The 14,423-nt window shown below is 71.4% G+C and carries 12 protein-coding genes; 8 read left to right on the top strand and 4 right to left on the bottom strand.

Features of this window, described 5'->3' with window-relative positions; all coding sequences use genetic code 11:
• Positions 1-57 precede the first annotated feature (57 nt).
• From ACZ4N4_RS33690 to ACZ4N4_RS33660, 7 genes are all read left to right on the top strand, one after another.
• Complete coding sequence (locus ACZ4N4_RS33690; RefSeq protein ID WP_453572306.1) at positions 58-1,080, top strand: LacI family DNA-binding transcriptional regulator; 1,023 nt, start codon at positions 58-60, stop codon at positions 1,078-1,080.
• A 291-nt stretch (positions 1,081-1,371) separates the two neighbouring features.
• Complete coding sequence (locus tag ACZ4N4_RS33685) at positions 1,372-2,502, top strand: S1C family serine protease (protein ID WP_467595930.1); 1,131 nt, start codon at positions 1,372-1,374, stop codon at positions 2,500-2,502.
• A 41-nt stretch (positions 2,503-2,543) separates the two neighbouring features.
• The gene (locus ACZ4N4_RS33680; RefSeq protein ID WP_453572302.1) at positions 2,544-2,768 is read left to right on the top strand and encodes a hypothetical protein; all 225 of its coding nucleotides are present in this window, start codon (positions 2,544-2,546) and stop codon (positions 2,766-2,768) included.
• Between the two features lie 117 nt (positions 2,769-2,885).
• Complete coding sequence (locus tag ACZ4N4_RS33675) at positions 2,886-3,620, top strand: response regulator transcription factor (protein WP_467595927.1); 735 nt, start codon at positions 2,886-2,888, stop codon at positions 3,618-3,620.
• On the top strand, positions 3,617-5,041 hold the full coding sequence (locus ACZ4N4_RS33670) for a sensor histidine kinase (protein WP_467595924.1): 1,425 nt from the start codon (positions 3,617-3,619) through the stop codon (positions 5,039-5,041). Before ACZ4N4_RS33675 ends, ACZ4N4_RS33670 begins: the two co-directional genes overlap by 4 nt.
• A 116-nt stretch (positions 5,042-5,157) precedes the next feature.
• Positions 5,158-5,895 carry a PH domain-containing protein gene (locus tag ACZ4N4_RS33665; RefSeq protein WP_467595921.1) on the top strand — a complete coding sequence of 246 codons (738 nt, stop codon included), beginning with the start codon at positions 5,158-5,160 and terminating at the stop codon, positions 5,893-5,895.
• A gap of 72 nt (positions 5,896-5,967) precedes the next feature.
• A complete protein-coding gene (locus ACZ4N4_RS33660) occupies positions 5,968-6,570 on the top strand; it encodes a PH domain-containing protein (RefSeq protein ID WP_467595919.1) in 603 nt (200 codons plus the stop codon).
• Positions 6,571-6,584: 14 nt separating this feature from the next.
• Here ACZ4N4_RS33660 and ACZ4N4_RS33655 read toward each other — a convergent pair whose 3' ends face one another.
• Both ACZ4N4_RS33655 and ACZ4N4_RS33650 read right to left on the bottom strand, forming a co-directional pair.
• Complete coding sequence (locus ACZ4N4_RS33655; RefSeq protein ID WP_467595917.1) at positions 6,585-8,372, bottom strand: ABC transporter ATP-binding protein; 1,788 nt, start codon at positions 8,370-8,372, stop codon at positions 6,585-6,587.
• Positions 8,373-9,060: 688 nt separating this feature from the next.
• Complete coding sequence (locus tag ACZ4N4_RS33650; RefSeq protein WP_467595914.1) at positions 9,061-10,857, bottom strand: bifunctional metallophosphatase/5'-nucleotidase; 1,797 nt, start codon at positions 10,855-10,857, stop codon at positions 9,061-9,063.
• A gap of 168 nt (positions 10,858-11,025) precedes the next feature.
• Between ACZ4N4_RS33650 and mshD the strand changes: the two genes are divergently transcribed.
• Positions 11,026-11,955: a mycothiol synthase gene (mshD, locus tag ACZ4N4_RS33645; protein ID WP_453572283.1), complete on the top strand. Its 930-nt coding sequence runs from the start codon at positions 11,026-11,028 to the stop codon at positions 11,953-11,955.
• 6 nt (positions 11,956-11,961) lie between these two features.
• Here the strand turns inward: mshD and ACZ4N4_RS33640 are convergent, their stop codons facing one another.
• Together ACZ4N4_RS33640 and ACZ4N4_RS33635 are read right to left on the bottom strand one after the other, a co-directional pair.
• Positions 11,962-13,497, bottom strand: coding sequence for an ABC transporter permease (locus tag ACZ4N4_RS33640; protein WP_467595911.1), 1,536 nt, complete (start codon positions 13,495-13,497; stop codon positions 11,962-11,964).
• Positions 13,494-14,357 (bottom strand): ABC transporter ATP-binding protein, encoded by an 864-nt coding sequence (locus ACZ4N4_RS33635; protein WP_467595909.1) that lies wholly within the window; start codon positions 14,355-14,357, stop codon positions 13,494-13,496. Before ACZ4N4_RS33635 ends, ACZ4N4_RS33640 begins: the two co-directional genes overlap by 4 nt.
• Positions 14,358-14,423: the final 66 nt, after the last annotated feature.

Raw genomic sequence — 14,423 nt, 5'->3', positions numbered from 1 at the left:
CAAGCGAAGCTTCGATATGCCCTGCCCAGAGCGGGTCCATCCGCGTAGACTCCGCGCGTGGCCAAGGTGACTCGGGATGATGTGGCGCGGCTGGCGGGGACTTCGACCGCCGTGGTCAGTTATGTCATCAACAACGGACCCCGGCCGGTCGCACCGGCCACGCGCGAGCGTGTCCTCGCCGCGATCAAGGAGCTGGGGTACCGGCCCGACCGGGTCGCCCAGGCGATGGCATCCCGGCGCACGGACCTCATAGGGCTGATCATCCCGGACGCCCGTCAGCCCTTCTTCGGCGAGATGGCGCACGCGGTGGAGCAGGCAGCGTCCGAGCGCGGAAAGATGGTGCTGGTCGGCAACACCGACTACGTCGGCGAGCGCGAGGTCCACTATCTGCGCGCGTTCCTGGGAATGCGGGTCTCGGGCCTCATCCTCGTCTCCCACGCGCTGAACGATCTGGCCGCCGCCGAGATCGACGCCTGGGACGCCCGGGTGGTGCTGCTGCACGAGCGGCCGGAGGCGATCGACGACGTGGCGGTGGTGACGGACGACCTGGGCGGCGCCCAGCTGGCCGTCCGGCACCTACTGGAACACGGCTACGAGTACGTGGCCTGTATGGGCGGTACGGCGGACACCCCGGCCGTCGGCGACCCGGTCTCCGACCACGTCGAGGGCTGGAAGCGGGCCATGGACGAGGCGGGCCTGACCACGGAGGGCCGGCTGTTCGAGGCGCCGTACAACCGGTACGACGCGTACCGGGTGGCCCTGGAGGTGCTGGCCGGCCCCGACCGGCCGCCGGCGTTCTTCTGCTCCACCGACGACCAGGCGATCGGCCTGCTGCGGGCGGCCCGCGAGCTGCGCATCGACGTGCCGGGCGAGCTGGCGGTGGCCGGCTTCGACGACATCAAGGAAGCGGGGCTGGCGGATCCGCCGCTGACAACGATCGCGTCGGACCGCCCGGCGATGGCCCGGGCGGCGGTGGACCTGGTCCTGGACGACGGCCTGCGGGTGGCGGGGTCGCGGCGGGAACGCCTGAAGACGTTTCCGTCGCGGCTGGTGGTGCGGGGTTCCTGCGGCTGCGGGTAGCTCTCCGAGCGCGGGTGCGGGTAGCTCTTTGACTGCGGGTGCGTCGTGGTCGCTCGCGCAGTTCCCCGCGCCCCTGAAAGCAGGGCGCCACGGCGAGCGCCCCTTTAGGGGCGCGGGGAACTGCGCGACCAGCCCCCACTGGGCCGCACCCACCGGAAGCGCTTCATGAACGGTTTCTGAGAACCTCGCCCGACCTGCGAGAAGGTTCCTTATATCGGGCAAACGCGCTTCTCGCGGCGTTCTCAGCGGGCCCTCAGGAAGCTCTCATGGTCACGGGACAAGCTGTTTGTCATGACCGAGAGCCTCCGCCGCAGCGGCGAGTACGAGAACCCCCAGGGTCCCCAGGGTGACGCCTACCAGGGCGCGTACCCCCAGCAGCAGCACGCCTCCGCCCCCGTGAACCCGGAGTGGCCGCCCCCGCCGGCGCACCAGCCGCAGGTCCCCGCGGAGCCGGGGACCGCGCAGCTCCCGGAGTACACGGCGGTGCCGCCGCTGCACACGGCGGAGCACCCGGAGCACTCGGCCCACGCGAAGCAGAGGCGCACCCGGGGCCCGATAGCCCTGCTCGCCGCGGTCGCGATCGTCGCGGCGGCGGTCGGCGGCGGCACCGCGTACGCCTTCCAGGAGCTGACCGGCAAGAACGACACCGTCTCCAGCAGCACCACCACCAGCGTGGTGCCCTCCAGCAAGAAGGGCGACGTCGCCACGATCGCCGCCGCCGTCAGCCCGAGCGTCGTCGAGATCACCGCGACCCTCAGCAACGGCACCTCCACCGGCTCCGGCGTCGTCATCAGCAGCAACGGCGAGATCATCACCAACAACCACGTGATCTCCGGCGCCCAGTCGATCAAGGCGACGACCAGCACCGGCAAGTCCTACACCGCCGAGGTCGTCGGCACCGACAGCGCCAAGGACCTCGCCCTCGTCAAGCTCCAGGGCGCCTCCGGCCTCAAGACCGCCACCCTCGGCAACTCCGACGGCGTCCAGGTCGGCGACACGGTCGTCGCGATCGGCTCCCCCGAGGGCCTCAGCGGCACCGTCACCAGCGGCATCGTCTCCGCGCTCGACCGGGACGTGACCGTCTCCACCGACGAGGGCCAGGACCAGCAGAGCCAGGGCGGCGGCGGCAACGGCCAGTGGCCGTTCTCCTTCGGCGGCCGGCAGTTCAACGGCGACACGGGCTCCTCGACGACGACCTACAAGGCGATCCAGACCGACGCCTCGCTGAACCCCGGCAACTCCGGCGGCGCGCTGATCGACGCCGGCGGCAACATCATCGGCATCAACTCGGCGATGTACTCGGCCAGTTCTGACTCCTCGTCGTCCTCCTCGGACGCGGGCAGCGTCGGCCTCGGCTTCGCCATCCCGATCAACACCGTCAAGTCCGACCTGGCCAAGCTGCGGGCGGGCTCCACCAGCTGAAACACGGCACCACGAGCACACCAAGAGCAAGGGAGTACGTCATGATCAAGCAGGTTTCGCACCACACGAGCGGTGACAACCCGGCCGGCTTCGACCTCGCCCTCGAGGTGGCGTACGAGCTCAACGCGCCGACCGAGGTGGCGGCCCCGGCCCCGCGCGCACCGGAGATCGTGCCGGCCCCGGAGCTGATGGGGCTGCGCGTGACCGCGGCCCGGCCGCACCAGCGCAAGGTGCCGCTGAGCCGGATGACCCTGGTACGCGGCTAGGGGGCGTACCACCCCACCGGCGTGCATACCCGACAGCCCGCAAACATGCGACGCTGAGAGGCGCCCCACCACGAACCACCGCACCCCGATCCATCACACCCCGAGGAACCGCGAGCGATGAGCCCCGCCGAAGGCGACCGTGACCCCCAGCGCATTCTGATCGTCGACGACGAGCCGGCCGTACGCGAAGCCCTCCAGCGCAGCCTGGCCTTCGAGGGATACGAGACCGAGGTCGCGGTCGACGGGGCGGACGCGCTGGAGAAGGCCACGGCCTACAAGCCGGACCTGATCGTCCTCGACATCCAGATGCCGCGGATGGACGGCATGACCGCGGCCCGCCGGATCCGCGGGGCGGGCGACACGACCCCGATCCTGATGCTGACGGCCCGCGACACCGTCGGCGACCGCGTCACCGGACTCGACGCCGGGGCGGACGACTACCTGGTCAAGCCCTTCGAACTGGACGAACTCTTCGCCCGTATCCGCGCCCTCCTGCGCCGCAGCTCCTACTCGGGTTCGGTGGCCGACGGGGGCCAGGAGGACGAAGCGCTCACCTTCGCCGACCTGCGGATGGATCTGGCGACCCGCGAGGTCACCCGCGCCGGCCGGCAGGTGGAGCTGACCCGCACCGAGTTCACGCTCCTGGAGATGTTCATGGCCCACCCACGCCAGGTCCTCACCCGCGAGCAGATCCTCAAGGCCGTCTGGGGCTTCGACTTCGAGCCCTCCTCCAACTCCCTCGACGTCTACGTCATGTACCTCCGCCGCAAGACCGAGGCCGGCGGCGAGCCCCGCCTCGTCCACACCGTGCGCGGCGTCGGGTACGTCCTGCGCCAGGGCGGCGCCGAGTGAACAGGCTCGCCCGCCGCTTCCGCACCCTCCCGATCCGCGCCCGTCTGTCGATGCTGGTCGCGGCAGCGGTGGCGTTCGCGGTGGCGGCGGTCTCGGTGACGTGCTGGTTCATCGTGCAGGGGAAGCTGTACGGCCAGTTGGACGCGGACCTGCAGAAGGTGCGCGGACCGGCGCAAATGGCCGCCCAGAGGATCCTCTTCGACTGCTCCCCGACGGTTTCGGACTCCAACGGCCTGCGGATCAGCTACGCCCAAGTGGTCAAGACGGACGGCTCGATCTGCCTCGACCACGACTCCACGGGCGTGGTCAAGGTCGCGCAGCACGACAAGGACGTCATCAAGGCCGGGAACCTCGGGACCCTCTACTTCCGCAACGGCACCGACAAGGACGGCAACCCGCTGCGCGTGATGACCCAGGTGTTCGCCACCGAGAGCGGTTCCTACGTCGGACTGATCACCGCAGTTCCCCTGAAGAGCACCCAGGACACCCTCAAAGACCTCGCCCTGATCCTCCTGCTCGTCTCCGGCATCGGAGTCATCGGCGCCGGAGCCGCCGGCCTCGCGGTCGCCCGGGCCGGTCTGCGTCCCGTCGACGAACTCACCGAAGCCGTCGAACACGTCGCCCGTACCGAGGACCTGAGCATCCGCATCCCGGTGGAGGAGGAGTCGGACGACGAGATCGCCCGCCTCTCCCGCTCGTTCAACAGCATGACCACCTCCCTCGCGAGCTCCCGCGAACTCCAGCAGCAGCTCATCGCCGACGCCGGCCACGAACTCCGTACCCCCCTCACCTCCCTCCGCACCAACATCGAACTCCTCACCCGGAGCGAGGAGACCGGCCGACCCATCCCCCCGGCGGACCGCAAGGCGCTGCTCGCGTCGGTGAAGGCGCAGATGACGGAGCTGGCGTCGCTGATCGGCGACCTCCAGGAGCTGTCCCGGTCGGAGGGCCAGCGCGGCGAGCGCGTCCAGGTGGTGGCGTTGCAGGACACGGTCGAGGCGGCCCTGCGCCGCGCCCAGCTGCGCGGCCCGGAGCTGAAGATCACGGCCGACGTACGGCCGTGGTTCGTGCGCGCCGAGCCCTCCGCCCTGGAGCGGGCGATCGTCAACATCCTGGACAACGCCGTGAAGTTCAGCCCCGAGGGCGGCACGATCGACGTCGCCCTGGACCACGGCATCCTCACCGTCCGCGACCACGGCCCCGGCATCCCGGAGGACGAACTCCCCCACGTCTTCGACCGCTTCTGGCGCAGCCCGAGCGCACGGGCCCTGCCCGGGTCCGGTCTCGGCCTGTCCATCGTGGCCCGCACGGTCCAGCAGGTCGGCGGCGAGGTCACCCTGGCCCGTGCGAGCGGCGGCGGCACGGTGGCGACGGTACGGCTGCCGGGGGCACCCACGGCTCCGCCGGAGGCAGGCCGATAGGTTCGGCTTCCTGGCCGCCGGCCGCCTCTTGATCTGCCTGAAGGCTCCACAACCAGGCCGCTTATTCTCTCCCCAGTCGCGCACCCGTTCGGTGCGTCTGGGGAGGGGTTCGGGACGTGGCCGAGGGTGGAGTGGAGCGGGAGTACCGGAAGAGGCGAAGGCCGCCCGGGTCGTACCTCGTCCTGGTGGGGGTGGTGCTGTTCAACTCCCTCCTCCAGACCGGTCGTCTCCACGACGAGGGCGATGGCGGGGACTGGTGGGGGCCGCCCGTCTTCGGGCTGCTGATCGTCGTGGTGCTCACGCGGGTCGCGCTGCAGCAGTACCGGGCGTACACCAGGGTCACGAGCGCCGGGATCACCGCGCGGGGACCGCTGCGGACCCGTACCTGGGCCTGGTCCGAGGTGTACGACATCCGGGTCGAGCCGCTCCCGCGCGGTTCCGGCGGGAACGGTCCCCGGTGGCTCACCCACCTGTACGACTTCGACGGCCGCCGCTTCCTGCTCCCGCACCTCGACGACTGGCAGCTGGCCGACCCCTACACCGAGGTCTCGGAGCTGTGCCTGGCCGCCGCCCCGCAGCGCAGCCTCGGCTGGGAGCGGCGCCCGGACGTCGAGGAACGGATCCTGCGGGGGGCCGTGCGGCGCAAGGCACGGCTGTGGGGCGGGTACGGAGCCGTCGCCGTGATGGTGGTGATGTTCGTGGTCTCCCTGGCGCTGGTGTCCGCGGACCGGGCGGACCATCCCTTCCTGCTGATGGTGTGCGTGCCGCTGGCCTCGGGCGTCGTGCTGAGCGCCGTACTCCGGTGGTACTGGAGCACCCGGCCGCCGCGCTCCCTGGCCCGGCAGCCCGACTGACGTCACAGCGAGCGGTCCTATCCTCTCCTCAGCCGCGCACCAGTTCGGTGCGGGTCTGAGGAGGGGGCCTCGATGGGGGAGGCGACAGGCGTGGAGCGCGTGTACCGGAGACGGCGCCGGCTGCCGGGGCGGTACTTCCTGGTGGTGGGCGCGACCATCGGGGGAGCGTACCTACAGCTCTACACGGATGACGGCGAGCTGCGCAGATGGGGCTCACTCGGGTTCGGGCTGCTGTTCCTGATGATCCTGGTCATGGTCCCGCTGAACCAGTACCGGGCGCACACCCGGGTCACGGGGCAGGGCGTCACCGCACAGTGGGCCCTGCACGCACGGACCTGGGCGTGGCGGGAGGTGTACGGCATCCGGGTCGAGCGCGTCCCGGGCGGCGGCTCCGGGGTGACGTATCCGGACTGGGTCGTCTACCTGTACGACTTCGACGGACGCCGGTTCCCGCTGCCACAGCTCAACAACTGGCAACTGGACGACCCGTACGCCGAGATAACCGACATCTGTCTGACCGCCGTCCCGTACCGCGGCTTCGACTGGGAGCTGCGCCCGGCCGTCGAGGAGCAGATCGTGCGGCGGATCGCGCGGCGCAAGACGTGGTCGGTGGTGGTGGCTCTGGCGCTGGCGGCGGCGATCGTGGCGGCCGTCTTCGCCTTGGCCTTCGCCTGAACCACCGTGCGCCGCTACCACCTGAGGATCATCGTCTCGTCCGGCACCGGTGCCGGTGCCGCCGCGATCGCCTCCGGCAGGGGGTGGGCCAGGCCGGCGTACGCGCCGTCGCGGGCTAGGAGTTCGGCGTGCGTGCCGGACTCCACCAGGCGGCCGTGGTCGACGACCAGGATGCGGTCGGCGTCGGGGGCGAGGGTGAGGTCGTGCGTGATCATGATGGTCGTACGGCCCGCCATCAGCCTGCGCAGCGGGGTCACCACCTGGCGGGCGGCGATCGCGTCCAGGCCCGCGGTGGGCTCGTCGAGGACGAGGACCGGGGCGGCGCGCAGCATAGCGCGGGCGATGGCGATCCGCTGGAGCTGACCGCCGGAGAGGGCGGCCGTGCCGGGCGCGATGTGGGTGTCGTAGCCCTCGGGGAGGGCGGCGACGAAGTCGTGGGCGGCGGCGTCCCGGGCCGCCTGCTCGATCTCGGTGTCCGTCGCCCCTGGCCGCCCGCACCCGATGTTCTCGCGGACCGTGCCGTTGAGGATGAGCGTCTGCTGCGGGAGCAGGGCCACGTTCTCCCGGAGGAACTCCAGCGGCACGTCCGTGAGCGGGACGCCGTCCAGGCAGATCACGCCGGCCGAGGGGTCGTAGAAGCGGGTGAGGAGCTTGGAGAGGGTGGACTTGCCGGCGCCGCTCCTGCCGGTGACCAGGACCAGTTCGCCGGGGCCGGCCGCGAGGTCGACGTCCCGGAGGGAGGCGCGGCGGGAGTCCGGATAGCGGAAGGACACGTTGTGGAAGCTGACCCAGCCGCGCACCGGCCAGGGGCCGACCGGCCGGGCGGGGTCGGTGACGGCGGGCTCGGCGTCCAGGATCTCGTTGATGCGTTCCGCGCCTGCGGTGGCCGCGGTGAGGGTGAGGCCGAGCTGGCCGAGGTTGCGGATCGGCGGGTAGAGGTAGCCGAGGAAGGCGGCGAAGGCGAGCAGCTGGCCGAGGGTCATGCGGTCCGCGGAGATCTCCCAGACGCCCAGGCCGATCACGGCGAGCACGCAGAGGGTCTCGACGACCTCGACGAACTGCGCGTACATCTCGCTGAGCCGGGCGCCGCGCACGCTCGCCCGCATCCAGGCGCGGGCCTCGACGTCGAGGCGCTTCTCCTCGTCCCGGCGCCGGTTGTACGCCTGGGTGAGGACGACGTTGCCGAGGGACTCCTCGACCACGGAGGTGATCGCGCCGTCGGCGACCCGCTCGTCCTGGGAGGCCGTCCTGATACGGCCGGAGAAGCGGCGGGCGGCGAACAGGAACAGGGGCGCGAGGACGAAGGTGGCCACGGCCAGGTCCCAGCGCAGCCAGCAGGCGGCGGCCGCGTAGAAGACCGCGGAGAAGGCGGCGGCGACGGTGCCGACGACACCCGAGACGACCATCTGCTCGACGGCCTCGACGTCACCGGTGAGGCGCTCCACCAGGTCACCCTGGCGGTGCCGCTGGAAGAAGTGCGGGGGCAGGTCCTGGACGTGCCGGAAGACCTTGGCGCGCAGCCGCAGCACGAACCGTTCGGCGGTCCAGGTGGCCAGTGAGTTGCCGCAGTAGCCGACGAACGCGCCGAGCGCGGCGACGCCCAGCCAGGCGCCTGCCGGCCCCCAGAAGGCGGACAGCGAGCCGGCCGCCAGGGCGTTGTCGGTGAGGTCGGCGAAGAGCAGGATCGCGGCGGTCTCGGCCAGCGCGGACACCACCACGCAGGCGATGATCGCGCCGAGCCATCTGCGGTCGCCGCGGGTCAGCGGCCAGAAGCGGCGGAAGGCCACCCGGGCTTCTCTCATGGTCGGCAACTCCCTTCTTGTCTCTGTGCGCACAGGAGTGCGCGTGGCCGAGGCGGGGCCACCGGTGCGACCACACTCCACCGGTGACCCCGCCTCGCTGCGTGCCTCAGCCCTTGTCGACGGGGCGGCGCTTCGGGGCCGGCTTCTTCGGGGCGGGCTTCTTGGGGGCCGGGGCGGGCTTGTGGTGCTTCTTGACGGGGACGATCTTGTGGAAGCTCATGGTGCTGTTCCTCTCTGTCGTGGCCTCTGCCGGGGCCTCTGTCGTGGTTCTGCAACAGTTCCTCTACCGCCCTGCTGCAATGACCTGTGAATTGATTTGAATTACGTCTGTAAATTCTTTGTCAGCGCTGGTCGCCGACCGGTCGGCGCTTCGGAGCCGGCTTCTTCGGCGCGGGCTTCTTCGGGGCCGGGGCGGGCTTGTGGTGCTTCTTCACCGGGGCGATCTTGTGGAAGCTCATGCTGTTCTCCTTCGTTCTGTCGTCTGCGCCGTTCGCTTTCGACATGGAAAACATTACGTGCTCCGCGAGCCGAAGAAAGCCATTTTCACTTAGACCTCGATGAATTGCGGCTGAGATCAATTTTCAGGAGCAACGCGGAACCGAACACCACTTCACACAGGTTTTATAAAACAGAACGGGCCCGGTGCGCGCGGGTGCGCGCACCGGGCCCGAGGGCTGGTGTGGGGTGACTACTGCACGATCGTGATCCGGTCGGTGGCCGGCGACGCGAGCGGCGCCGTGGCCGAGGAGTTGGCCGTCAGGTAGTCCGCCAGGGCGGACAGGTCGTCGGTGCCGACGACGTCGCCGGTGCCCTGGCCGAGGGTGGTGAAGCCGTCGCCGCCGCCGGCGAGGAAGGAGTTGGTGGCGACGCGGTAGGTGGCCGCCGGGTCGATGGCGGTGCCGTTCAGCTTCACGGAGTCGGTGACGACACGGTCCGCGCCCGTCTTCGTCAGGTCCAGGGTGTAGGTGAGGCCCTTGGAGGGCTGGAGGATCTTCGGGGCGGCGGCGTTGCTCCCGCTGACCTGCTCCTTGAGCGCCTGGATGACCTGGGCCCCGGTGAAGTCCTGGAGGTTGACGGTGTTGGCGAACGGCTGGACCGTGAAGCCCTCGGCGTAGGTCACCACGCCGTCGCCCTCGCTCCCCTTGGCCGCGTACGTCAGCCCGGCCCGCACCCCGCCCGGGTTCATCAGCGCCAGGTCGGTCTCCGGGTCCAGCTTCCTGCCGTACGCCAGTTGCGCGTCGGCGATCAGGTCACCCATCGGGGACTCGGTGCCGGTGCTGTTGACGTCGGCGGAGATGTAGCCGATGGCGCGGTTGCCGATCGGGGCGGCGAGGGTGTTCCACCTGCCGATCAGCGCGGTCATGTCGGGCGCCTTGGCGACGTCCCGGGTGACCACGTGGTTGGCCGACTGTACGGCCGTACGCACGATGTCGCCGGTGCGGCGGTCGTAGGTGAGGGTGGTGTCGGTGTACAGGCGGCCGAAGGAGGCCGCCGAGGTCACCATGCGGGGCCGGCCGGAGGGGTCGTCGATCGTGCAGACGTACGCGGTGTGGGTGTGGCCGGTGACGAGCGCGTCCACGGCCGGGGTGACGTTCTTCGCGATGTCGACGATCGGCCCGGAGATGCCGCTGCCGGCGCCCGAGGAGTCGCAGTCGTAGTTGTAGTTGGCGGAGGCCGGGAAGCCGCCCTCGTGCACCAGCGCCACGATCGACTGGACGCCCTGGCTCTGGAGCACCTTGGCGTACTTGTTGATCGTCTCGACCTCGTCCTTGAAGGCCAGCCCCTTGACGCCGTCGGCGGAGACGATGCCCGGCGTGCCCTCCAGGGTGACGCCGATGAAGCCGATCTTGACGTCCTTCTTCTTCCAGACCCAGTACGGCTTCAGGATCGGCCTGTCGGTCTTGTCGTCGAGGACGTTGGCGGCCAGGTAGGGGAAGTCGGCGCCCTTGAACCTCTTGTCGGTGTAGCAGCCGTCGGTGGGGTGGCAGCCGCCGTTCTGCAGGCGCGCGAGTTCCCTGGCGCCCTCGTCGAACTCGTGGTTGCCGACCGTCGTCACGTCCAGGTCGAGCTTGTTGAGCGCCTCGATGGTGGGCTCGTCGTGGAAGAGCCCGGAGATCAGCGGGGAGGCGCCGACCATGTCACCGCCGGCGGCCGTGACGGAGTACGGGTTGCCCTTGCGGGCCTGGCGCAGGTGCGTGGCGAGGTACTCCACACCGCCGGCGTCGATCGTCTTCGTCGTCCCGTCGGCCTGGGTCTCGCTCACCCGGCCCGACGAGCCCGCCGGCGGCTCCAGGTTGCCGTGCAGGTCGTTGAAGGAGAGGAGCTGGACGTCCTGGTAGCGGCTGGGGCCGTGGTGCCCGTGCCCCTTGCCGGAGTGGGCGTCGGCGGGCAGCGCGCTCGCCAGGGCTGCGACGGTGGCGAGCCCGGCGGCCGACGCGAGCAGCGCGTAGGTACGCCGTCTGGACGGTCTGGCCTTCGCTTGCATGGAACCCCCCTGTGGGTCTGCTGAGAAGTGGCCCGGTCCGGCGCAGCCTAGGGTCAACGCGCGTAGCGCAACAGGGGGTTCATGGTTACATCTTGGTTGCCGGTTGCCCTGCCCTTTACCTTCCCCGGTGTCCCCACTTTGCCGGTCCGGCCCCGTACCCTCGTACGCATGACCAGCGACGACACCGCACGGCCGCCCATGTACTCCCGCTCCATCGACACCTACTCCGCGCTCACCCCGGACCAGGCCGAGGCCGTGCTGGGACTGCTGGCGGAGGCGGCCCGTTCCGACGGCCAGCAGCCGGTGTCCGAGCAGGGCCGGATCCAGATCCGCGGCGGCGCCCGCGAGGGCGTCTCCCATCTGCTGCTCAGCGTCGGCGACGAACTCGTGGGCTACGCCCAGCTGGAGGACACCGACCCGGTGGAGGCACCGGCCGCGGAACTCGTCGTCCACCCCGCCCACCGGGGCCACGGCCACGGCCGCGCCCTCGGCTCCGCCCTCCTCGCGGCCTCCGGCAAGCGGCTGCGTGTCTGGGCCCACGGCGGCCACTCGGCGGCCCGCCACCTCGCCCAGGTCCTCGGCCTCACCCTGTTCCGCGAACTGCGCCAGATGCGCCGCCCGTTGACCAGCCTGGACCTGCCCGACCCGAAGCTGCCCGAGGGCGTGACGGTCCGTGCCTTCGTGCCCGGCCAGGACGACACGGCCTGGCTCGCCCTGAACGCGGCCGCCTTCGCCCACCACCCCGAACAGGGCTCGCTCACCCAACGCGACCTGGACGACCGCAAGTCCCAGCCCTGGTTCGACCCGGCCGGCTTCTTCCTCGCCGAGCGCGCGGGCGAACTCGTCGGCTTCCACTGGACGAAGGTCCACGACCAGGAGGGCCTCGGCGAGGTCTACGTCCTCGGCGTCTCCCCCGCCGCCCAGGGCGGCGGCCTCGGCAAGTCCCTCACCACCATCGGCCTGCGCCACCTGTCCGACCGGGGCCTGCCGACGGCGATGCTCTACGTCGACGCCGACAACACGGCGGCGGTGGCGGTGTACGAACGCCTCGGCTTCACGACGCACGAGACGGACCTGATGTACCGCACGGAGACGTGAGGACGGTCAGCCCTCCCCGCAGTCGTCCTGGCCCTTCGGTACGGTCACGTCGAGGAGGCGGGCCGCTTCCGCCGCTGTCGTCCGGGGTGACGTCAGCTCTGGCCAGTGGGCCTTCACCCGGGCCGTGATCGTGTCGTGCGGTGCGCGGAGCAGTTCACGTACGACCTCGGTGGCCTGGGCCGAGACGCTCATGCTGCCGCCGTCCGGGGTGAGGACCGCGGCCGGCCCGGTGAGGCTGTCGTCGATGCGGAGCCGGCGGAAGGTGTCCTCCGGAGTGGGGTCGGTGGCGAGGGCCAGCCACATCGTCGTGACCGCCCGGGCGTCGCACATGTCGATGGACGCCATCTCGTCGCCCGCCACCAGGACCCTGGCGACGCCGACCGCGAACTCGGGGACCCGGTTGCCGCCCCACTGGGTGCCGACCGTGACCGTGCCCCGGGTAGAACTGGTCGGCAGGGTGGCGTCCGTGGTCAGGTCGGTGATCTCCTGGATGCGCTGGCGGACGGTGAGACGGGGGTTCGCCGCGTCGCCGCCCGCCTCGGCCCGCACCCGGCGCACCACTCCCGCCCAGTCGGCCGTCCAGCCCGTCCAGTCCGGGTAGGCGCAGTACCGGGATCCGTCGCGCTCCACGCACGTCTGGAACTTCCCCGGGCGGTCCGCCTCCGCCTTCCGGGTGGCCTGGAGCGAGGCCGAGGTGCCCGGGGTCTGGCCGTTCACGCCGGCGACCGTCGCGGCCAGCGCCACGGCCGTCACCACCTGGAGCGCCCGCGTCCGGCCGCCCGCCACCAGTACCGCGACGCTCGCCGCCAGCACCGTCAGTCCCGCCAGGTACAGCGCGTGCCAGCCCGCCGGGCGGCCCAGCAGCTCGCCCGGGACCGGCGTGCCGCCGTTCTCCTGCACCGTCGGCCAGAGCCACTGGACACCGTACGCGCCGCCCGTGACACCGCCGAGGAGGCTGACGACGACCGCCAGGGCGATCACGAACAGCACCGGGGCCGCCGGGAACGGCAGCACCCGGGCCAGCAGGACACCGACCGCCCCGGAGAGCAGGACCGTCAGCGGGGCGACGGCGAGTTCGGCGAGCGAGCCATGGCCGACCGCGCCCGGCCGCAGCGCCGCCCAGCCGAACTGGACACCCACCACCAGGGCCACGCCGACGGCGAACGGCACCACCGACAGGGCGTGCGCCAGGGTGCGTCGCGGCGGCGACATGACCAGCACCGAGAGCTGCTCCTCCAGCCCACGCCGCCGGTTCAGCAGGGCGGCCCGGTGCACGCACGCCAGCAGGGCGACGCAGAGCAGCATCGGACCGCCCTGGGTGGCCCGGTCGGCGTCGTGGAGGACCGGATACGCGTCCATGCCCTCGTCCCGGCCGAGCAACTGGTGGCCGACATAGACGAGATAGAGCAGACCGAGCACCACCACCGGAATCTGCAGGGCGAGTTGGCGGGCCTCGAAGGCCGCGAGGGTCACCACGGACGCGGTACGGCGGCCGGGACCGCCCGCCACCGGCACGGCCGGCTTCACCAGGGTCGTCGTCATGCCGCCGCCACCTCCGTGGTCTCGTCGTCGAGGACCAGCAGGTAGCCGTCCTCCAGGGTCGGTTCGAGCAGGCCGGCGCCGGCCGGCGGATCGCCCACGTTGCGGTAGGCGCCGCTGCCGGTGCGCCAGCCCGCCCGGGCGCCCGGGGCGCGTTCCGTACTGCTCCACACCCGGCCCGCCGCCCGTGCCGTCAGCTCGGCGGGGGTGCCGTCGAAGCGGACCCGGCCGCCCGCCAGGACGATGACGTGGTGGCAGAGCATCGCCACGTCCTCCGTCTGGTGGGTGGAGAGCAGCACCGTGCGGCCCTCCCCCGCCTCCGCGACCAGCTCCCGGAACCGCATCCGCTGTTCGGGGTCGAGGTGGACGGTCGGCTCGTCCAGGACCAGGAAGCCGGGGTCGCCGACGAGGGCGGCGGCCAGCGCGACCCGCTGGCGCATGCCGCCGGACAGCCGCCTGATGCGCGTGCCGCGTACGTCGGCGAGCCCGACCTGGTCCAGGACGCGCCGCACCTCGCGGTGGCGCTCGGCCCGGCTGGTCAGCTCCTTGAGGACGGCCACGTAGTCGACGAACTCGAAGGCCGTGAAGTCCGGGTGGAAACCGGGGGTCTGCGGGAGGTAGCCGAGCGTGCGGCGGACGGCCAGGCGGCCGGCCGGGGTCGACGGGTCCTCGCCGCGGACCGTGAAGCCGCCGCCGTCGGGCGGTACGGCCGTGGCCAGGACCTTCAGCAGGGTCGTCTTTCCGGCGCCGTTCGGGCCCAGCAGGCCCGTCACGCCGTCCGTCAGACGCAGCGAGACGCCGTCCAGGGCCCGGGTGCCGCCGTAGCGCACGGTGAGGCCTGCGGCGGAGACAGTGGTGTTCACGTAGGGGCTCCAGCGATCAGGATCAGCAGGTCGGGAAGACAGAAGGAGGAGACAGAAGAAGGAGGA

It is taken from the genome of Streptomyces sp. NPDC026538 (assembly GCF_055567535.1).
The sequence above is the reverse complement of the archived record's forward strand: the minus strand, read 5'-3'. Positions and strand labels throughout refer to the sequence as shown.